Consider the following 20,624-nt stretch of genomic DNA (forward strand, 5'->3'; position numbering starts at 1 on the left):
ACCCGCAAGGAAGGAAAGGTCATGTCCTCCATCCCCCGCAGATCCCTCCTCAAGGCCGCCGCCGTGGCCGGCGCCGCCGCCCAGTTCAGCTGGGCCCTGGGCGCCAGGAACGCGCAGGCCGCGCCGGCCGCCGACACCGCCGCCGACGCCCCCGTCACCCTGGACTGGCTGGAGGACGGCGGCCTCGGCGCCGCCCCCGGCGCGACCGTCGGCGTCCCCTGGCCCAAGGGCACCCACCAGCCGGACCAGACCTTCGCCGTCACCGACGCCGACGGCAAGGCCGTACCCGCCCAGTCCTGGCCGCTCGCGTACTGGCCGGACGGCTCCCTGAAGTGGACCGCGCACGCCGTCGGCACGGGCTCCGGCAAGCTCACCCTGACCACCGGCACCCCGGCCGCCCCCGAGCAGAAGGTCACCGTCACCAAGCGCGGCGGCACCATCGACATATCGACCGACGTCATCACCGCCCGGCTCGGCACCGACGGCGCCACCCTCGTCAAGTCGGTCACCCGGGACGGCACCGAGATCGCCAAGAACGGCCGCCTCGTCCTGCTGCGCCAGCCCGAGATCGAGGACGGCGACCAGGGCACCGTCAAGTACGAGCGGTTCGACGGCGCGATCTCGGCGGTGGAGGTCGAACAGGACGGCCCGGTCCGCGCCGTCGTCCGCATCGACGGCAAGCACCGCAAGGGCGGCCGCAGCTGGCTGCCGTTCTCCATCCGCCTGTACTTCTACGCGGGCGCCGACTCCTTCCGCATGGTGCACACCATCACCTTCGACGGCACCCAGGAGCCGGGGAAGGCGTCCGGCGACTTCATCCGCGGCCTCGGCGTCCGCTTCACCGTGCCGATGCGCGACGCGTCCTACGACCGCCACATCCGGATCGGCGGCGAGGGCACCGGCCTGCTCCGCGAGGCCGTCAAGGGCATCACCGGACTGCGCCGCGACCCGGGAGCGGCCGTCCAGGCGGCGCAGTACGCGGGGGAGAAGCTGCCCGACCCGGCCACCTGGGACCAGCGGGTCACCACCCGCCTCCAGTACATCCCCGAGTGGGGCGACTACACCCTCTCCCAGCTCTCCGCCGACGGCTTCACCCTGCGCAAGCGGACCAAGCAGGGCCACGGCTGGATCGGCGCCGGCGGCGGACGGCGGGCCTCCGGATTCGGCTACGTCGGCGGGGTGAGCGGCGGTCTCTCCTTCGGCCTGCGCGACTTCTGGGAGAAGTACCCCGCCCAGCTCGACATCCGCGACGCCCAGACCGACGAGGCCGAGGTCACCCTCTGGCTCTGGTCCCCCGAGGCCCAGCCGATGGACCTGCGCTTCTACCACGACGGCATGGACCAGGACACCTACGCCGAACAGCTGGAGGGCCTCAACATCACCTACGAGGACTACGAGCCCGGGTTCGGCACCCCCTACGGCATCGCCCGCACCTCCGAGCTGCTGTTCTGGGCCAACGCCGCCACCCCCGCCCCCGAGACCCTCGCCCAGCAGGTCGAGGCGGTCCGTGTGCTGCCGCAGCTCGCCGCGCCGCCCGCGCAGCTCATCAAGGCCGGCGTCTTCGGCAAGGGCCTGTACGCCGAGCCGGACCGCTCCACCCCGGCCAAGGCGAAGATCGAGGACCACCTCGACTTCCTCTTCACCTACTACAAGGACCAGGTCGAGCAACGCCGCTGGTACGGCTTCTGGGACTACGGCGACATCATGCACACCTACGACACGGTGCGGCACCAGTGGCGCTACGACGTCGGCGGCTACGCCTGGGACAACTCCGAACTCTCGCCCGACCTGTGGCTCTGGTACGCCTACCTGCGCTCCGGCCGCGCCGACATCTTCCGCTTCGCCGAGGCGATGACCCGGCACACCGGCGAGGTCGACGTCTACCACCTGGGCCAATGGGCCGGCCTCGGCACCCGGCACGGCGTCCAGCACTACGCCGACAGCGCCAAGCAGCAGCGCATCGCCAACACCACGTACCGCCGCTTCTACTACTTCCTCACCGCCGACGAACGCGTCGGCGACCTCATGCACGCCAACGTCGACTCCGACGAGACGTTCCTCGTCCTCGACCCCAACCGCAAGGTCCGCACCGACCCCTACACCCCCGACCGGCACGCCCTGTCGATCGGCTTCGGCACCGACTGGAGCGGCCTGGTGTCGGCCTGGCTCACCGAGTGGGAACGCAAGGGCCCCAAGTGGGAGAAGGCCAAGGCCCGGGTGCTGTCCACCATGAAGGGCATCGCCGCCCAGCCCAACGGCTTCGTCCAGGGCAGCGGCCTGTACGACCTGGACACCGGCGAGTTCGCCGTCGCCGCGACGCCCGTGGTCGGCGTCTCGCACCTGTCCGCCGTCTTCGGCCTGGGCGAACTGTGCGCCGAACTGATCGACCTGGTCGACATCCCCGCCTTCAACGAGGCGTACTACGACTACTGCCGCTACTTCAACGCCTCCAAGACCGAACAGGCCGCCCGCTACGGCAGCAACTTCGGCACCCTCCTCCTCTTCCAGGGCCACTCCCGCCTCGACGCCTACGCCGCCGTACAGACCGGCGACGACAAGCTCGCCGCGCGCGCGTGGCAGAAGTTCTACGCCTCCGACGGCTACACGGAGTCCGCGCCCTGGACCACGGAGAAGATCAGCGGACCGACGGCGCTGGTGGCGGGCAGCGAGGCCACCTGGATCGCCACCAACGACACCGCCCTGTACGGCCTGGCCGCCATCGAGAACCTGGCCCTGCTCGGCGACCGGATGCCGTAACCGGCGCCCGCGTGGGCAGGCTGCGGACGTGGACTGGAACCATTACCGCTTCCGCAGCCGGTGGGCGCTGCCCGCGCCCGTCGCCGACGTGTACCGGGCCCTGGAACGGATCGAGGACTACCCCCGCTGGTGGCCGCAGGTCCGCGAGGTCACCCGCCTCGACGACACGAGCGGCACCATCCGGATCCGCTCGCTCCTCCCGTACGACCTGACCCAGGTCATGCGGGAGGGGCGGCGCGACCCGGAAGCCGGGGTACTGGAGGTGCGGCTGTCCGGCGACATCGAGGGCTGGGCGCGCTGGACGGTCACCCCGGCCGGCCCCGGCACCCTCGCCCGCTACGACCAGGAGGTCGACGTCCGCAAGCCGCTGCTGCGCCGGCTCGCGGTGCCCGGGCGGGCCCTCTTCCGTGCCAACCACACGCTGATGATGCGGGCCGGGCGGCGCGGACTGGCCGGCCACCTGGCAGCGGTTTGAAGGAAGCGTGCCGGGACCTGTATTGTTCAGTGCGTTCCCGGGCGATTAGCTCAGTGGGAGAGCGCTTCGTTCACACCGAAGAGGTCACTGGTTCGAACCCAGTATCGCCCACCCGGAAAGAAGCCGGTCCGTCATCCGACGGGCCGGTTTTCCGTTGTCGGCTACGCCGCCGCCGGCATGTCCGGCCGCAGCGGCCAGGCCGGGTCCACCGGCTCCTCCGTACCGCTGAGCGCGAACCACGCCTGCAGGCCCCGGGCCTGCGCCGCGTGCCACACCGCCTGGAGCGGGTGCAGCTCGGCGGGGGACAGCCGCTCCAGCCGGGCCGCGTACCGCCGCCCCACCGCCCGCGCCACCTCCAGCGCCGCCAGCGCGTCGGCCGCCGGGTCGTGCGCCCCCTCCAGTGGCACGTCGTAGTGCGCGCACAGGTCGGTGAGGGTGCGGCGGCCCTTGCGGTAGCGGTCCAGGTGCTTGTCGAGCACCCGCGGATCGAGGATGTGCAGCGGCGTCCGCTCCAGCCAGCGGCCCAGCGACGAGGCGCGATGCCGCCGCAACTCCCGGTCCAGCAGCGTCAGATCGAACGGCGCGTTCATCACCACCAGCGGACGTCCCGCCCGCGCCTGCTCCACCAGCGTCTCCGCCATCTCGTACATCACCGGCGCCGGCCAGCGGCCGTTGAGCCGCAGATGCTCCTCCGTCAGCCCGTGCACCGCGGTCGCCGCCCCGGGCACCGGCACGCCCGGGTGCACCAGCCAGCGGCTGACCCGCGGCCGGATGCCCGGAGCGTCCTGGACGACGACGGCGGCCGACACGATCCGGTCGGTCTCGACGTCGACACCCGTGGACTCCGTGTCGAACGCGGCCAGGGGCCCTTCGTACCAGCACGCCATGTCACCACAACCCCTCGATCACCCAGGGCAGTTGACATCCCGTCCGCTGCCCGCTCCGGTGATACCCGGGCTGTTCGCGCCGTACGCCGGAAGGGCCCGACAGGAGTACGGGTCCGCGCAGTTCAGCGTCCCGCGGCGGGCAGGGCGGCCCCGGTCGCCCCCTCGCCGTCCGCCTGCGTCGGGCCTGGTGCGCGGCCCGCGGACCTGTCGACCGGCAGCGGACCACCGGCGGCGCGGACGCCTTCGACACCGCCGCCGTGGCCGGCTTCGGCCACGAGCCGGCCGAGGCGCCCGTCGCCCTCGGCACCCTCGCGCGGGGCACCGAAGCACCCGGACCGCGCCGTCGACCGGGCCCCGCGGCCCCACGGCGGGCCCGAGGGGCTGCGCGGCGCCCGCCGAGCCGGTCGGGCTCCCGCCGGGCGACCCGCCCGTCCTGCGCCGAGGCCCCGCAGGTCCGCGCCGCCCCCGACGCGGACGCGTGGCGCGGCGCCGGGTGGTCAGTGCCCTCCAGGAGACCTCCGCCTCCTCCCGGAAGCCCGTGCCGGGTATCTGTTTCGCCTGCGGAGGGGCCGGGTCGGTACGATCGCCCTCATGCGTGCGCTCCGGTATGGCGCCGCGACCCACTTCAGTCAGGAGAGACCGGTGTCAGACGTCCGTGTGATCATCCAACGCGATTCCGAGCGGGAAGAACGCGTGGTGACGACGGGCACCACGGCCGCCGAGCTCTTCCCCGGCGAGCGCTCGATCGTCGCCGCCCGCGTCGGCGGCGAACTGAAGGACCTCGCGTACGTGGTCCAGGACGGCGAGACCGTCGAGGGCGTCGAGATCACCTCCGAGGACGGCCTGAACATCCTGCGGCACTCCACCGCGCACGTCATGGCGCAGGCCGTGCAGGAACTGTTCCCCGACGCCAAGCTGGGCATCGGCCCGCCGATCCGGGACGGCTTCTACTACGACTTCGACGTCAAGGAGCCCTTCACCCCCGACGACCTCAAGCGTGTCGAGAAGAAGATGCAGGAGATCCAGAAGCGCGGCCAGCGCTTCGCCCGCCGGGTCACCACCGACGACGCCGCCCGCGAGGAGCTGGCCGACGAGCCGTACAAGCTGGAGCTGATCGGCCTCAAGGGCAACGCCGCGCAGGCCGCCGACGGCGCCGACGCCGAGGTCGGCGGCGGTGAGCTGACCATCTACGACAACCTCGACGCCAAGACCGGCGAGCTGTGCTGGAAGGACCTCTGCCGCGGCCCGCACCTGCCGACCACCCGGAACATCCCGGCGTTCAAGCTGATGCGCTCGGCCGCCGCCTACTGGCGCGGCAGCGAGAAGAACCCCCAGCTCCAGCGGATCTACGGCACCGCCTGGCCGTCCAAGGACGAGCTCAAGGCGCACCTGGACTTCCTCGCCGAGGCCGAGAAGCGCGACCACCGCAAGCTCGGCGCCGAGCTGGACCTGTTCTCCTTCCCCGACGAGCTGGGCCCCGGCCTCGCGGTCTTCCACCCCAAGGGCGGCGTGGTCCGCAAGGTCATGGAGGACTACTCGCGCCGCCGGCACGAGGTCTCCGGGTACGAGTTCGTGAACACCCCGCACATCTCGAAGGAGCACCTCTTCGAGACCTCCGGGCACCTGCCGCACTACGCGGAGGGCATGTTCCCGCCCATCCAGTTCGACGAGCAGAACTACCGCCTCAAGGCGATGAACTGCCCGATGCACAACCTGATCTTCAAGTCCCGGGGCCGCTCCTACCGCGAGCTGCCGCTGCGCCTGTTCGAGTTCGGGACCGTGTACCGGTACGAGAAGTCGGGCGTCGTGCACGGCCTGACCCGCTCGCGCGGCTTCACCCAGGACGACTCGCACATCTACTGCACCAAGGAGCAGATGCCCGAGGAGCTGGACACCCTCCTCACCTTCGTCCTGGACCTGCTGCGCGACTACGGCCTGACCGAGTTCGAGCTGGAGCTGTCCACCCGCGACGACTCCGACAAGTTCATCGGCACCGACGAGGACTGGGAGGAGGCCACCGAGGCGCTCCGCCAGGCCGCCGAGAAGCAGGACCTGCCGCTGGTCCCCGACCCGGGCGGCGCCGCCTACTACGGGCCGAAGATCTCCGTGCAGGCCAAGGACGCGATCGGCCGGTCCTGGCAGATGTCGACCCTCCAGGTGGACTTCAACCAGCCCAAGCGGTTCGGCCTGGAGTACACCGCCGCCGACGGCTCGCGCCAGCAGCCGGTCATGCTGCACCGCGCGCTGTTCGGCTCCATCGAGCGGTTCTTCGGCGTGCTGCTCGAGCACTACGCGGGCGCCTTCCCGGCCTGGCTGGCGCCCGTCCAGGCGCTCGGCATCCCGATCGGCGACGCGCACGTGCCCTACCTCCAGGAGTTCGCGGAGCAGGCCCGTGCGGCCGGACTGCGGGTCGAGGTGGACGCCTCCTCGGACCGGATGCAGAAGAAGATCAGGAACGCCCAGAAGCAGAAGGTGCCCTTCATGGTGATCGCCGGTGACGAGGACATGGCGGCCGGTGCCGTCTCGTTCCGTTACCGCGACGGTTCCCAGGAGAACGGCATCCCGGTCGGGGATGCCATCGCGAAGATCGCGAAGGTCGTCGAGGACCGGGCCCAGGTCTGACCGGACCGCACCGACGGCGAGGCCCCCGGGAGACCGGGGGCCTTTCCCGTTCCCTCAGGCGGACGCCATATGCTGCACGCATGACGAGTGAGCCGGAGCAGCAGTGGGGAGTGGGGACGCAGGACGCGTTCCAGCGCCTGTGGACGCCCCACCGGATGGCGTACATCCAGGGTGAGAACAAGCCGAGCGGCCCGGGCGCCGACGACGGCTGTCCCTTCTGCTCGATCCCGGCCAAATCGGACGAGGACGGCTTGATCGTCCGGCGCGGTGAGCTGGTCTACGCGGTCCTCAACCTGTACCCGTACACCGGCGGCCACCTGATGGCCGTGCCCTACCGGCACATCGCCGACTACACCGAGCTGACCGCCCCGGAGACCGCCGAGCTGGCCGAGCTGACCAAGCAGGCGATGACGGCCCTGCGCACCGCGTCCGGCGCGCACGGCTTCAACATCGGCATGAACCAGGGCTCGGTGGCGGGCGCGGGCATCGCCGCCCACCTGCACCAGCACGTCGTGCCCCGCTGGGGCGGCGACACCAACTTCATGCCGGTGGTCGGCCACACCAAGGTGCTGCCGCAGCTGCTGGGCGACACCCGCAAGATGCTGGCGGAGGCGTGGCCGACGCCCTGACGGCCACGGCTACGCGTTGTACGTGTCGGCCTTCCCCGGCGTCGGGTCCTGCACCGCCCCGCTGAGGAACGCCGACCGGGCGCCGAACTTCTCGGTGTTCACGCCGTTCTCCTCCAGCACCTTGATCGCCGCCCGGTGCACCGTGCGCAGCACGGGCGTCGCCGCCCGCAGCGCGTCGTCGGCCATGAAGCGGTGCCGCCAGGGCTGGTCGGCCCAGGCGTGCCGCAGGCCGAACGGCTCGGGCAGCGAGATCGTGCCGCCCAGCCAGTTCAGCGCCGGCGTGTACCAGGTGAGCGGGGCGCGCACGGCGAGCCGGACCACTTCCTGGGTGTTGACCAGCGGGAGCATCACCTTGCGGGTCTCCCACGGCTTGAACGACTTGGTGACCGTCTTGGACGGCGCCGAGGGCCCGCCCATGAACAGGCCGTTCACCGGGCCCAGCGCGTGGCCGGTGACCTCGATGCGCAGCGTCGAGTGCAGCACCGTCACCGTGATCAGCATGGTGATGACCAGCTGCCCGTCCCACAGCACCCACTGCACACCCAGGTAGTGCCGGTCGCCGGCGCCGAACTGCTGGTTGTTGCAGATCTCCTGGATGGCGTGCGGCTTGACCTGGTACGCCTCGACGTCGGTGCCCTCCGGCCGGGAGACCGCGCCGGCGCCCTCCGCGATCGGCGTGACGATCCAGTGCCGTATCGACGGCTTGGTGAAGCCGTTGGTGTTCAGCGGGCCGCGCTCCAGCAGGCTGAGCTGGTCGTGGATGGACCGTATGACGTCCCAGCTGCGGAACGGGTGGATCTCCCGGGCGGGGTCGGCCGGGAGCAGCTCCTCGGCCAGCTGCCAGCTGCCCCAGCGGGTGCCCATGCCGAGTATGCCCTTGGGGCCGGCGTAGAAGACCGAGTTGGACTGCTGCTCGGCGCCCAGCTTGGCCAGGTTCTGGCGGAGCTGCTCGGCGGCGGTCTCGTTGGGGTTGCTGGGCACCGCCTCGGGGACCTTGGCGCCGACGCTGGCGCCCTTCAGGAGGCTGCTCCAGCGCTCCCTGAGGTCCTTCGCGGTGCTCTCGCAGATCCGCTTGGCCCAGAACCAGCCGACGACCGGCATCACGGCCGCCAGCCGCCCGTACCAGCCCCAGAAACCGCCGAACGGCATCTTGAGCACGAAGAGCACCGCCAGCGCGCCCACCGCGACCAGCACCGCCGTGCCGAGGGCGCCGGCCTGCTTGTTCTCCGACTTGCTGACCGTGCCGCGGATCAGGAAGCCGAGCAGCCAGACCAGCAGGCCGGGCAGGAACAGCAGCCCGCACACCGCCATCACGACGGTCAGTTTCCGGTCCCGCTCCTTGCGGATGCGGTTGGCCGCCAGGCAGTGCTCGACCACGACCTGCGGCTCGGTGCCGAAGGACTGGATCAGCGGCTTGCGGCCACCGCCCAGCATGCGGCCCACCACGGCCTGGGCGAACGCCTCACCGAGGTTGGGCCGGAAGACCCGGCCCCAGCGGCCCGGGCTGACGGTCGTCTGGTGCCAGTCGTTGTCGGCCTTCTTGATCTCCTCCACCGGGTTGTCCCGGTAGGCCGCGGACGCCAGCGCGAAGGTGGCCGTCTGGCTCGCGTCTCCCGCCCGGGGCACCTGAGGCCCGAAGAAGTCCGCGTACCCGCCGTCAGCCATTCCCGCCCCCAGATCGAAACCGCTCTCGCTCAAGCGGCTTTCCCGACTTCCGTGCTCCGCACACCTGTTGATCAGGTCGTCAGCGTAACTCCAGGTTCGAGTGGCTGTCGGCGGACGGTACGAGCCGTCCGCCGACCTGGAGCGGAACGTGGGGCGCGCGGGCCGCCGGCGTGCGCCCGGCGCCGGTCACGCGTCGCCGCGCGCCTCCTCGCGGACCCGTTCGGCGACCTGCGGCGGCATCGGTTCGTGCCGTGCGTAGCGGCGGCCGAACCGGGCCGTGCCGTGCGACAGGGAGCGCAGGTCCACCGCGTACCGGCCGATCTCGATCTCCGGCACCTCGGCCCGTACCAGGGTGCGCCCGCCCGCCGTCTGCTCGGTGCCGAGCACCCGGCCGCGCCGCCCGGACAGGTCGCTCATCACCGCGCCCACGTAGTCGTCGCCGACCAGCACGCTGACCTCGGCCACCGGTTCCAGCAGATGGATCCTCGCGTCGGCGGCGGCCTCCCGCAGCGCCAGCGCGCCGGCCGTCTGGAAGGCGGCGTCGGAGGAGTCCACCGAGTGCGCCTTGCCGTCCAGCAGCGTGATCCGCACGTCGATCAGCGGATGTCCGGCCGCGACGCCCTTGGCGGCCTGCGCCCGTACGCCCTTCTCGACCGACGGGATGAACTGCCGGGGCACCGCGCCGCCGACCACCTTGTCGACGAACTCGATGCCGGTGCCGCCCGGCAGCGGCTCCACCTCGATCTCGCAGACGGCGTACTGCCCGTGCCCGCCGGACTGCTTGACGTGCCGCCCGCGCCCGGCCGCCTTCGCGCCGAACGTCTCCCGCAGCGGCACCCGGTGCGGTACGACGTCGACCTGGACGCCGTAGCGGCTGCGCAGCCGTTCCAGGGCGACGGCGGCGTGCGCCTCGCCCAGGCACCACAGGACCACCTGGTGGGTGTCCTGGTTCTGCTCCAGGCGCATCGTCGGGTCCTCGGCGACCAGCCGGGAAAGGCCCTGGGAGAGCTTGTCCTCGTCGGGTTTGCTGTGCGCCTGGATCGCGAGCGGCAGCAGCGGGTCGGGCATCTCCCACGGCTCCATCAGCAGCGGGTCGTCCTTGGCCGACAGGGTGTCGCCGGTCTCCGCGCGGGCCAGTTTCGCCACGCAGGCCAGATCGCCCGCGATGACATGGCTGACCGGGCGCTGCTGCTTGCCGAAGGGGGTCGACAGGGCGCCGACGCGCTCGTCGACGTCGTGATCCTCGTGGCCCCGGTCGGCCAGCCCGTGCCCGGAGACGTGCACGGTCTGGTCGGCGTACAGCGTGCCGGAGAACACCCGCACCAGGGAGATCCGGCCGACGTACGGGTCGGAGGAGGTCTTGACGACCTCCGCGGCCAGTGACTCGCCGGGGTCGCACGGCTTCAGCGTCCGGGTGCGGCCCTCGGGTGTGGTCACCCGGGGCGCCGCGCGCTCCAGCGGCGTCGGGAAACCGCGGACGACCAGCTCCAGGAGTTCGACGGTGCCCAGTCCCTGCCGGGCGCCCTCGGCGGCGGGGGCGGCGGCGAGCACCGGGAAGAAGGCGCCGCGCGCCACGGCCCGTTCCAGGTCCTGGACCAGGGTCTTGACATCGACCGGTTCGCCGCCCAGATAGCGGTCCATGAGGGTCTCGTCCTCGCTCTCCGCGATGATCCCCTCGATCAGCCGGTCGCGGGCCCGCTCGATCAGCGGCAGCTGGTCCGCGCCCGGCTCGGACTCCTTGCGCTCACCGGTCGAGTAGTCGAACAGCGTCTGCGTCAGCAGTCCGATCAGACCCGTCACGGGCGCGTGGCCGTCCGGGTGCCGCGGGCCGTGCAGCGGCAGATAGAGCGGCAGCACGGCATCGGGGTCGTCGGCGCCGAACGCCTCGGCGCAGATCCGGGTCATCTCCTCGAAGTCGGCCCGGGCGGCCTCCAGGTGCGTGATCACGATGGCGCGCGGCATGCCGACGGCCGCGCACTCCTCCCACACCATGCGGGTCGAGCCGTCCACCCCGTCCGCGGCCGAGACGACGAAGAGGGCCGCGTCCGCCGCCCGCAGACCGGCCCTCAGCTCCCCGACGAAGTCGGCGTACCCGGGGGTGTCGAGGACATTGATCTTGACACCGTCCCATTCCACCGGCACCAGCGAGAGCTGTACGGAACGTTGCTGCCGGTGCTCGATGTCGTCGTAGTCGGAGACGCAGCCGCCGTCCTCGACGCGGCCCGCCCGGTTCAGCGCCCCCGCGGTCAGCGCGAGGGCCTCCACCAGCGTGGTCTTGCCCGCTCCGGAGTGGCCGACCAGCACCACATTCCGTACGGACGCGGGTTGGTCGGCCGCCTGTGCCCTGCCGGCGGCTCCGGGGTGTGTGTGCGCCTTGTCGCCCATAACCTTGCCTCCCGTGCACGGTGAGGTCACTGTGGGCGCGGACCCGCGTCGGCCGATGTGCGAGCGGCTCCGGCGACGCCCGCGGTGCTTCGAGCTTTCCACTCCCGTCACGCCGCGTCCATACGAAGGACCCGAACCCGGGGCGCGCCGGTCACCGGGGGACGGTCCGGGTGCCCGTCCCTCGGCCACGCGCGCGCGTGACTACGATGGGCCAGCCGACGGCCAGCAGGGGCCGCGCGGCGCCACCGACCGTCGGGAAGGCCATGCTGAACAAGTACGCGCGTGCATTCTTCACGCGTGTCCTCACACCGTTCGCCGCGTTTCTCATCCGCCGGGGGGTCAGCCCGGACACGGTCACGCTCATCGGGACCGCGGGTGTGGTCGCGGGGGCGCTGGTCTTCTACCCCATGGGGGAGTTCTTCTGGGGCACGGTGGTGATCACACTGTTCGTGTTCTCCGACCTGGTCGACGGGAACATGGCCCGCCAGCTCGGCCGCTCCAGCCGCTGGGGCGCCTTCCTGGACTCGACCCTGGACCGGGTCGCGGACGGCGCGATCTTCGGCGGTTTCGCCCTCTGGTACGCGGGCGCCGGCGACGACAACGTGCTCTGCGCCGTCTCGATCTTCTGCCTGGCCAGCGGCCAGGTGGTGTCGTACACCAAGGCGCGCGGCGAGTCGATCGGCCTGCCGGTCGCCGTCAACGGGCTGGTCGAGCGGGCCGAGCGGCTGGTCATCTCGCTGGTCGCGGCCGGTTTCGCGGGGCTGCACAAGTTCGGCGTGCCCGGCATCCAGTACCTGCTGCCGGTCGCGCTGTGGATCGTCGCCGTCGGCAGCCTGGTCACGCTGGTCCAGCGGGTCGTCACGGTCCGCCGGGAGTCCGCCGAGGCGGAGGCCGCGGCCGAGCGGGAGGCCCGGGGGAGCGAGGCGGCCAAGTGAGCGCCCAGGAGCGGCTGACCGACGCCCTGTACGGCGCCGGCTGGAGCACCGTCAAGAAGCTCCCGGAGCCGGTCGCGGTGCGACTCGGCCGGGGTGTGGCGGACCTCGCCTGGAAGCGGCGCGGCAAGGGCGTGCTGCGGCTGGAGAGCAACTACGCGCGCGTACTGCCCGACGCGAGCCCCGCGCGGCTCGCGGCGCTCTCCCGCGCGGGCATGCGTTCCTACCTGCGCTACTGGATGGAGTCCTTCCGGCTGCCCGCCTGGAGCCGGGCGCGGATCGCGGCGTCCCTCGACGTCAAGGACCTCCACCACCTCACCGACGCCATGGCCGCCGGCCAGGGCGCGATCCTCGCCCTGCCGCACCTGGCCAACTGGGACCTGGCCGGCGCCTGGGTCACCACCCACCTCGGCATCCCCTTCACCACGGTCGCCGAGCGCCTCAAGCCGGAGACCCTGTACGACCGCTTCGTCGCCTACCGCGAGGGCCTGGGCATGGAGGTCCTGCCGCACAGCGGCGGCACCGCGTTCGGCGCGCTGGCCCGGCGGCTGCGGGCCGGCGGACTGGTCTGCCTGGTCGCCGACCGGGACCTGTCCGCCTCCGGCGTGGAGGTCGGCTTCTTCGGCGAGCCGGCCCGGATGCCGGCCGGACCCGCGCTGCTCGCCCAGCAGACCGGGGCGGCACTGCTGCCGGTCACCCTCTGGTACGACGACTCGCCGGTCATGCGGGGCCGGGTCCATCCGCCGGTCGAGGTGCCCGAGTCAGGTGACCGGCGCGCGAAGACGTCCGTCATGACACAGGCGCTGGCCGACGCCTTCGCCACCGGAATCGCCGAGCACCCGCAGGACTGGCACATGCTCCAGCGCCTGTGGCTCGCCGACCTCGACCCCACGAAGGGGCCCGCATGAGAATCGGCATCGTCTGCCCGTACTCCTGGGACGTGCCGGGCGGCGTCCAGTTCCACATCCGGGACCTCGCCGAGTACTTCATCCGCCTCGGCCACGAGGTGTCCGTCCTGGCCCCGGCCGACGACGACACCCCGCTGCCGCCGTACGTCGTCTCGGCCGGACGCGCGGTGCCGGTGCCGTACAACGGCTCGGTGGCCCGGCTGAACTTCGGCTTCCTGAGCGCCGCGCGGGTACGGCGCTGGCTGCACGACGGCGCGTTCGACGTCATCCACATCCACGAGCCGACCTCGCCGTCGCTGGGCCTGCTGGCCTGCTGGGCGGCGCAGGGCCCGATCGTCGCCACCTTCCACACGTCCAACCCGCGCTCCCGCGCGATGATCGCCGCCTACTCCATCCTCCAGGCGGCCCTGGAGAAGATCAGCGCCCGGATCGCGGTGAGCGAGTACGCCCGCCGCACCCTGGTCGAGCACCTCGGCGGCGACGCGGTCGTCATCCCCAACGGCGTCGACGTCGACTTCTTCGCCAAGGCCGTGCCCAACCCCGAGTGGCAGGGCGACACCATCGGCTTCATAGGGCGCATCGACGAGCCCCGCAAGGGCCTGCCGGTGCTGATGAAGGCCCTGCCGAAGATCCTCGCCGCCCGCCCGGGGTCCCGGCTGCTGGTCGCCGGGCGCGGGGACGAGGAGGAGGCGGTCGAGTCGCTGCCGAAGGAGCTGCGCTCCCGGGTGGAGTTCCTCGGCATGGTCAGCGACGCGGACAAGGCCCGCTTCCTGCGCAGCGTCGACCTGTACGTGGCGCCCAACACCGGCGGCGAGAGCTTCGGGATCATCCTGGTCGAGGCCATGTCGGCGGGCGCCCCCGTGCTCGCCTCCGACCTGGACGCCTTCGCCCAGGTGCTGGACCGGGGCGCGGCCGGCGAACTGTTCCCCAACGAGGACGCCGACGCGCTGGCCACGGCCGCGGTACGGCTCCTGGAGGACCCGGCCCGGCGGACCGAACTGCGCGAGCGGGGCAGCGCGCACGTGCGGCGGTTCGACTGGTCGACGGTCGGCGCGGACATCCTGTCGGTCTACGAGACGGTGACGGCGGGCGCGGCGGCGGTGGCCACGGACGAGCGGGCGACGGGGCTGCGGGCCCGGTTCGGGCTGGCCCGGGACTGAACCGGCGGCACTTCGCGGCCGGCCGGCCCGCGAACCGGGGCCGGTCGGCCGGCCCGTCCGGCGTCTGACGACGAGGCCGTCCGGGCCGGACCAGGGGCACGGTAAGTTGGCGCAGCGTGACCGCAACCCTGATCTGGATCGCCGTAGCCCTCGTAGCGATCGGCCTCTACCTGAGCTGGACGGCGGGCCGCCTGGACCGCCTGCACGCCCGGATCGACGCCGCCCGCGCCGCGCTGGACGCCCAGTTGCTGCGCCGCGCCTCCGTCGCCCAGGAACTGGCCACCGCCGGCGTCCTGGACCCGGCCGCCTCGATCGTCCTGTACGAGGCCGCGCACGCCGCCCGGCAGAGCGACGAGGAGCAGCGGGAGGTCGCCGAGAGCGAGCTGAGCCAGGCGCTGCGGGCGGTGTTCGGCGACCGGCCCCAGGTGCAGGCTCTCAAGGAGGCCCCCGGCGGCGAGGCGGCGGCCGGTGAGCTGACCGAGGCGGTACGCCGGGTGCCGATGGCCCGCCGCTTCCACAACGACACCGTGGGCGCCGCGCGCCGGCTGCGCGAGCACCGCAAGGTCCGCTGGTTCCGGCTGGCCGGCCACGCCCCGTTCCCGCTGGCCTTCGAGATGGACGACGAGCCGCCGGCCGCCCTGGTCGACCGGGCCGCCTGAGCCTCCCGCGCGAAAACGATCCACCGCCTTCCCATTGGCCCTTGCTGTGGCCTGCTCCGTTCACGTTTCCTCAGTGCTGCCGAAACCTTCTCCTTTCTTCAGCGAGGTCCTCCGTGTCCAGCACCCACTCCGAGAACCAGGCTTCCGAGACCGGCACCGCCCGCGTGAAGCGCGGCATGGCCGAGCAGCTCAAGGGCGGCGTCATCATGGACGTCGTCACCCCGGAGCAGGCGAAGATCGCCGAGGACGCGGGTGCCGTCGCGGTGATGGCCCTGGAGCGGGTCCCGGCCGACATCCGCAAGGACGGCGGCGTGGCCCGGATGTCCGACCCGGACATGATCGAGGGCATCATCGGCGCGGTCTCCATCCCGGTGATGGCCAAGTCCCGCATCGGCCACTTCGTCGAGGCCCAGGTGCTCCAGTCGCTCGGCGTCGACTACATCGACGAGTCCGAGGTACTGACCCCGGCCGACGAGGTCAACCACTCCGACAAGTGGTCCTTCACCACCCCGTTCGTGTGCGGCGCCACCAACCTGGGCGAGGCCCTGCGCCGCATCGCCGAGGGCGCCGCGATGATCCGCTCCAAGGGCGAGGCCGGCACCGGCAACGTGGTCGAGGCGGTGCGCCACCTGCGCCAGATCAAGAACGAGATCGCCCGGCTGCGCGGCTACGACCACCACGAGCTGTTCGCCGCCGCCAAGGAGCTGCGGGCCCCCTACGAGCTGGTCAAGGAGGTGGCCGAACTGGGCAAGCTCCCGGTCGTCCTGTTCTCCGCCGGCGGGGTCGCCACCCCGGCCGACGCCGCCCTGATGCGCCAGCTCGGCGCCGAGGGCGTCTTCGTCGGCTCCGGCATCTTCAAGTCCGGCGACCCGGCCAAGCGCGCCGCCGCCATCGTCAAGGCGACCACCTTCTACGACGACCCGAAGGTCATCGCGGACGCCTCCCGCGACCTCGGCGAGGCCATGGTCGGCATCAACGTCGACGTGCTGCCCGAGACCGAGCGCTACGCGAACCGGGGCTGGTGATGACCGCACCCGTGGTGGGGGTGCTCGCCCTCCAGGGCGACGTCCGCGAGCACCTCACCGCGCTGACCGCGGCCGGCGCCGTGGCCCGGCCGGTGCGGCGCCCCGGTGAACTCGCCGCGGTCGACGGCCTGGTCCTGCCCGGCGGCGAGTCCACCACCATCTCCAAGCTGGCCGTCCTCTTCGGGGTGCTGGAGCCCCTTCGCGCGCGCGTGCGGGACGGACTGCCCGTCTACGGCACCTGCGCGGGCATGATCCTGCTCGCCGACAAGATCCTCGACCCGCGCTCCGGCCAGGAGACCATCGGCGGCATCGACATGATCGTGCGCCGCAACGCCTTCGGCCGGCAGAACGAGTCCTTCGAAGCGGCGGTCGACGTCGAGGGTGTCGACGGCGATCCTGTGGAGGGCGTCTTCATCCGTGCCCCCTGGGTGGAATCCGTCGGCGCGGCGGCCGAGGTGCTGGCCGAGCACGACGGCCACATCGTCGCGGTCCGCCAGGGCAACGCGCTCGCCACGTCGTTCCACCCGGAACTGACCGGCGACCACCGCGTGCACCGCCTGTTCACCGACCTGGTGCGAGCCCGGGGCGCGGTGGATGCCTTGTAGGATCTCTGGGGTTCGTTCAGTAGATGGGTTACGCGAAGGAGACAGGCAGATGTCCGGCCACTCTAAATGGGCTACGACGAAGCACAAGAAGGCCGTGATCGATGCCAAGCGCGGCAAGCTCTTCGCGAAGCTGATCAAGAACATCGAGGTCGCGGCCCGGATGGGCGGCGTCGACATCGAGGGCAACCCGACGCTGTACGACGCCATCCAGAAGGCCAAGAAGCAGTCGGTGCCGAACAAGAACATCGACTCCGCGGTCAAGCGCGGCGGCGGCCTGGAGGCCGGCGGCGCCGACTACGAGACGATCATGTACGAGGGTTACGGGCCGAACGGCGTCGCGGTGCTCATCGAGTGCCTCACCGACAACCGCAACCGCGCCGCCTCCGACGTGCGCGTCGCCATGACCCGCAACGGCGGCTCCATGGCCGACCCCGGCTCGGTGTCGTACCTGTTCAACCGCAAGGGCGTCGTCATCGTCCCCAAGGGCGAGCTGGGCGAGGACGACGTCCTGGCCGCCGTCCTGGACGCGGGCGCCGAGGAGGTCAACGACCTCGGCGAGACCTACGAGGTGCTCAGCGAGGCCACCGACCTGGTCGCGGTCCGCACCGCCCTCCAGGACGCCGGCATCGACTACGAGTCGGCGGACGCCAACTTCGTCCCCACCATGCAGATCGAGCTGGACGAGGACGGCGCGCGCAAGATCTTCCGGCTGATCGACGCCCTCGAGGACAGCGACGACGTGCAGAACGTCTTCGCCAACTTCGACGTCAGCGACGAGGTCATGGAGAAGGTCGACGCGTAACGCGCGCCGGCTCCGCGGGCCGACGGGACACGCCCCGTCGGCCCGCCGCTTTGTCAGTGGCACCCGATAGCCTGCACAAACAGGTGATCGATGGGAGGGGCGTCACGTGCGCGTACTGGGGGTCGACCCGGGCCTGACCCGCTGCGGAGTCGGCGTCGTCGAAGGCGTCGCCGGCCGCCCGCTGACCATGATCGGCGTCGGTGTCGTGCGCACCCCGGCCGACGCGGACCTCGGCCACCGGCTGGTCGCCGTGGAACAGGGCATCGAGCAGTGGCTCGACGAGCACCGCCCGGAGTACGTCGCGGTGGAGCGCGTCTTCAGCCAGCACAACGTACGCACGGTGATGGGCACCGCCCAGGCCAGCGCGGTCGCCATCCTGTGCGCCTCCCGGCGCGGCATCCCGGTCGCCCTGCACACCCCCAGCGAGGTCAAGGCCGCCGTCACCGGCTCCGGACGCGCCGACAAGGCGCAGGTCGGCGCCATGGTCACCCGGCTGCTGCGGCTCGCCGCCCCGCCGAAGCCCGCCGACGCCGCCGATGCCCTCGCCCTCGCCATCTGCCACATCTGGCGCGCCCCCGCGCAGCACCGGCTCCAGCAGGCCGTGGCCCAGCACGCCCGCGCGGCCCGCCCCGTACCGAAAGGCCACCCCGCATGATCGCCTTCGTCAGCGGCACGGTCGCCGCTCTCGCCCCCGACGCCGCGGTGGTCGAGGTGGGCGGCGTCGGCATGGCCGTCCAGTGCACGCCGAACACGCTGGCCACGCTCCGCCTCGGCAAGCCCGCCAGGCTCGCCACCTCCCTGGTGGTCCGCGAGGACTCGCTCACCCTGTACGGCTTCGCCGACGACGACGAGCGGCAGGTGTTCCAACTGCTCCAGACCGCCAGCGGTGTCGGCCCCCGCCTGGCCCAGGCCATGCTGGCCGTGCACCGCCCGGACGCCCTGCGCCAAGCGGTCTCCACCGGCGACGAGAAGGCGCTGACCGCCGTCCCCGGCATCGGCAAGAAGGGCGCCCAGAAGCTGCTGCTGGAACTGAAGGACCGGCTCGGCGAGCCGATCGGCGCCCCCGCCGTCGGCGCCCCGGTCTCCACCGGCTGGCGCGACCAGCTGCACGCCGCCCTGATCGGCCTCGGCTACGCCACCCGCGAGGCCGACGAGGCGGTGACCGCCGTCGCCCCGCAGGCGGCGGCCGCGGGCGGCACCCCCCAGGTCGGACAGCTCCTCAAGGCGGCCCTCCAGACCCTGAACCGCGCCCGCTGAAACCCCACCGAACCCCGAGGCACACCACATGAACTGGGACGAGACGACCGACGACCCCGCCGCCGAGCGGCTCGTCGCCGCGTCCGCCGACGGCGAGGACCAGGCCGTCGAAGCCGCCCTGCGCCCCAAGGACCTGGACGAGTTCATCGGCCAGGAGAAGGTCCGCGAGCAGCTCGACCTCGTGCTGCGGGCCGCCCGCGCCCGCGGCGCCACCGCCGACCACGTGCTGCTCTCCGGCGCCCCCGGCCTCGGCAAGACCACCCTGTCGATGATCATCGCGGCCGAGATGGAGGCCCCGATCCGGATCACCTCGGGCCCCGCCATCCAGCACGCCGGCGACCTCGCCGCGATCCTCTCGTCCCTCCAGGAGGGCGAGGTGCTCTTCCTCGACGAGATCCACCGCATGTCCCGGCCCGCCGAGGAGATGCTGTACATGGCGATGGAGGACTTCCGCGTCGACGTCATCGTCGGCAAGGGCCCCGGCGCCACCGCCATCCCCCTGGAGCTGCCCCCGTTCACCCTGGTCGGCGCCACCACCCGGGCCGGCCTGCTGCCGCCCCCGCTGCGCGACCGCTTCGGCTTCACCGCGCACATGGAGTTCTACGAGCCGGCCGAGCTGCGGCGCGTGATCCACCGCTCGGCCGGCCTGCTCGACGTCGAGATCGACCCCGACGGCGCCGCCGAGATCGCCGGCCGCTCCCGCGGCACCCCCCGCATCGCCAACCGCCTGCTGCGCCGGGTCCGCGACTACGCCCAGGTCAAGGCCGACGGCGTGATCACCCGCGACATCGCCGCGGCGGCGCTGGCCGTCTACGAGGTCGACGCCCGCGGCCTGGACCGCCTCGACCGGGCCGTCCTGCAGGCCCTGCTGAAGCTGTTCGGCGGCGGTCCGGTCGGGCTGTCGACGCTGGCCGTCGCGGTGGGGGAGGAGCGGGAGACGGTGGAGGAGGTCGCCGAGCCGTTCCTGGTCCGCGAGGGCCTGCTGGCCCGCACCCCGCGCGGCCGGATCGGCACCCCCGCCGCCTGGGCGCACCTCGGCCTCACCCCGCCCACCCGGGCCGCTTCGGGAAACGGACAAGGCGACTTGTTCGGGGCGTGACCCATCCGTGACGGCCAGGGCATTGGCCCGACAGGGAACCCCGGTGCCATCCTGTGCGTTGTTCCCTGCGCGCGGACTCGCTTAGACTCCGCCGATGCCGCCCTTGTCGGCGGCGTGTCACACCCCCAACCATCAGGCCGCTCACAGCGCGGTCGTGTGAAGGAAGTACCGACCCGTGAGTCTCGTGACCCTCCTCCCGTTCATCGTGCTCATCGGGGCCATGTTCCTGATGACCCGGTCGGCGAAGAAGAAGCAGCAGCAGGCCGCCAACATGCGGAACGAGATGCAGCCCGGCTCCGGTGTCCGCACCATCGGGGGCATGTACGGCACGGTCAAGGAGGTCACCGACGACACGGTCCTCATCGACGCCGGTCCGGGCGTCGAGCTGCTCTTCGCCAAGAACTCGATCGGCGCCGTGCTGACCGACGACGAGTACAACCGCATCGTCCACGGCATCGAGCACGACCTGAAGTCCGACGAGGACCTCGTCCCGGACGACGCCTCCTCCCTCACGGAGTCCGACGACTCCGACGCGGCCGTCGCCCCCGACGCCTCCGGCGGCAAGATCGAGCTCGGCAAGAAGGACGCGGCCGACGAGCCCGCCCAGGACGCCGCGCCCGCCGAGAACGCCGCGCCCGCCGAGGCGAAGCCGGCCGAGACGAAGCCGGCCGAGCAGCCGAAGAAGTCCGAGGACGACTCCGAGGCGAAGTAACCGTGCCCCGGGGCGCGTGGGCCGGGCCCGCGCGCCCTCGGACAT

At 72.1% G+C, this 20,624-nt stretch carries 18 protein-coding genes and 1 tRNA gene; 16 read left to right on the forward strand and 3 right to left on the reverse strand.

All coding sequences use genetic code 11. The annotated features are described in order from the left end of the window. Positions 1–21 precede the first annotated feature (21 nt). The 3 genes from AB0G32_RS20535 to AB0G32_RS20545 all read left to right on the forward strand — a co-directional run bounded on the left by AB0G32_RS20535 (position 22) and on the right by AB0G32_RS20545 (position 3,343). Positions 22–2,757, forward strand: coding sequence for a Tat pathway signal sequence domain protein (locus AB0G32_RS20535; protein WP_361164816.1), 2,736 nt, complete (start codon positions 22–24; stop codon positions 2,755–2,757). A gap of 28 nt (positions 2,758–2,785) precedes the next feature. After that, positions 2,786–3,232 (forward strand): SRPBCC family protein, encoded by a 447-nt coding sequence (locus tag AB0G32_RS20540; RefSeq protein WP_361164819.1) that lies wholly within the window; start codon positions 2,786–2,788, stop codon positions 3,230–3,232. A gap of 39 nt (positions 3,233–3,271) precedes the next feature. Next, positions 3,272–3,343, forward strand: a tRNA-Val gene (locus tag AB0G32_RS20545). 50 nt (positions 3,344–3,393) lie between these two features. Here AB0G32_RS20545 and AB0G32_RS20550 read toward each other — a convergent pair. Beyond that, positions 3,394–4,119, reverse strand: a complete 726-nt coding sequence (locus AB0G32_RS20550; protein WP_361164822.1) for an exonuclease domain-containing protein — start codon at positions 4,117–4,119, stop codon at positions 3,394–3,396. Between the two features lie 642 nt (positions 4,120–4,761). Between AB0G32_RS20550 and thrS the strand changes: the two genes are divergently transcribed. Beyond that, the gene (thrS, locus tag AB0G32_RS20555) at positions 4,762–6,741 is read left to right on the forward strand and encodes a threonine--tRNA ligase (RefSeq protein ID WP_361164825.1); all 1,980 of its coding nucleotides are present in this window, start codon (positions 4,762–4,764) and stop codon (positions 6,739–6,741) included. Positions 6,742–6,821: 80 nt separating this feature from the next. Continuing rightward, on the forward strand, positions 6,822–7,370 hold the full coding sequence (locus AB0G32_RS20560) for an HIT domain-containing protein (RefSeq protein WP_361164828.1): 549 nt from the start codon (positions 6,822–6,824) through the stop codon (positions 7,368–7,370). 9 nt (positions 7,371–7,379) lie between these two features. Here the strand turns inward: AB0G32_RS20560 and AB0G32_RS20565 are convergent, their stop codons facing one another. Then, positions 7,380–9,035, reverse strand: coding sequence for a hypothetical protein (locus AB0G32_RS20565; protein WP_361164831.1), 1,656 nt, complete (start codon positions 9,033–9,035; stop codon positions 7,380–7,382). Between the two features lie 186 nt (positions 9,036–9,221). Next, positions 9,222–11,420 (reverse strand): elongation factor G-like protein EF-G2, encoded by a 2,199-nt coding sequence (locus tag AB0G32_RS20570; RefSeq protein WP_361164834.1) that lies wholly within the window; start codon positions 11,418–11,420, stop codon positions 9,222–9,224. 206 nt (positions 11,421–11,626) lie between these two features. Here AB0G32_RS20570 and pgsA point away from each other — a divergent pair, with 206 nt between their 5' ends. The 11 genes from pgsA to yajC all read left to right on the forward strand — a co-directional run bounded on the left by pgsA (position 11,627) and on the right by yajC (position 20,579). Continuing rightward, positions 11,627–12,355, forward strand: a complete 729-nt coding sequence (gene pgsA / locus AB0G32_RS20575; protein ID WP_361164837.1) for a phosphatidylinositol phosphate synthase — start codon at positions 11,627–11,629, stop codon at positions 12,353–12,355. Next, positions 12,352–13,260 (forward strand): phosphatidylinositol mannoside acyltransferase, encoded by a 909-nt coding sequence (locus tag AB0G32_RS20580; protein WP_361164840.1) that lies wholly within the window; start codon positions 12,352–12,354, stop codon positions 13,258–13,260. Before pgsA ends, AB0G32_RS20580 begins: the two co-directional genes overlap by 4 nt. Next, the gene (locus AB0G32_RS20585; protein WP_361164843.1) at positions 13,257–14,420 is read left to right on the forward strand and encodes a glycosyltransferase family 4 protein; all 1,164 of its coding nucleotides are present in this window, start codon (positions 13,257–13,259) and stop codon (positions 14,418–14,420) included. The genes AB0G32_RS20580 and AB0G32_RS20585 overlap by 4 nt, the downstream gene beginning before the upstream one ends. 116 nt (positions 14,421–14,536) lie before the next feature. After that, entirely contained in the window at positions 14,537–15,079 is a 543-nt protein-coding gene (locus AB0G32_RS20590; protein WP_361164846.1) for a hypothetical protein, read from the forward strand. Positions 15,080–15,192: 113 nt separating this feature from the next. Then, entirely contained in the window at positions 15,193–16,104 is a 912-nt protein-coding gene (gene pdxS, locus AB0G32_RS20595) for a pyridoxal 5'-phosphate synthase lyase subunit PdxS (RefSeq protein ID WP_361164849.1), read from the forward strand. Next, on the forward strand, positions 16,104–16,709 hold the full coding sequence (gene pdxT / locus AB0G32_RS20600) for a pyridoxal 5'-phosphate synthase glutaminase subunit PdxT (RefSeq protein ID WP_361164852.1): 606 nt from the start codon (positions 16,104–16,106) through the stop codon (positions 16,707–16,709). The genes pdxS and pdxT overlap by 1 nt, the downstream gene beginning before the upstream one ends. Before the next feature lie 49 nt (positions 16,710–16,758). Continuing rightward, on the forward strand, positions 16,759–17,511 hold the full coding sequence (locus AB0G32_RS20605; RefSeq protein ID WP_361164855.1) for a YebC/PmpR family DNA-binding transcriptional regulator: 753 nt from the start codon (positions 16,759–16,761) through the stop codon (positions 17,509–17,511). 106 nt (positions 17,512–17,617) lie between these two features. Then, positions 17,618–18,166 (forward strand): crossover junction endodeoxyribonuclease RuvC, encoded by a 549-nt coding sequence (gene ruvC, locus AB0G32_RS20610; protein ID WP_361164858.1) that lies wholly within the window; start codon positions 17,618–17,620, stop codon positions 18,164–18,166. After that, positions 18,163–18,768, forward strand: coding sequence for a Holliday junction branch migration protein RuvA (gene ruvA, locus AB0G32_RS20615; protein WP_361164860.1), 606 nt, complete (start codon positions 18,163–18,165; stop codon positions 18,766–18,768). The genes ruvC and ruvA overlap by 4 nt, the downstream gene beginning before the upstream one ends. A gap of 28 nt (positions 18,769–18,796) precedes the next feature. After that, entirely contained in the window at positions 18,797–19,867 is a 1,071-nt protein-coding gene (gene ruvB, locus AB0G32_RS20620; RefSeq protein WP_361164863.1) for a Holliday junction branch migration DNA helicase RuvB, read from the forward strand. A gap of 175 nt (positions 19,868–20,042) precedes the next feature. After that, on the forward strand, positions 20,043–20,579 hold the full coding sequence (gene yajC, locus AB0G32_RS20625) for a preprotein translocase subunit YajC (RefSeq protein ID WP_361164866.1): 537 nt from the start codon (positions 20,043–20,045) through the stop codon (positions 20,577–20,579). Positions 20,580–20,624 lie beyond the last annotated feature (45 nt).

It is taken from the genome of Streptomyces sp. NPDC023723 (assembly GCF_040639815.1).
GTDB lineage: Bacteria > Actinomycetota > Actinomycetes > Streptomycetales > Streptomycetaceae > Streptomyces.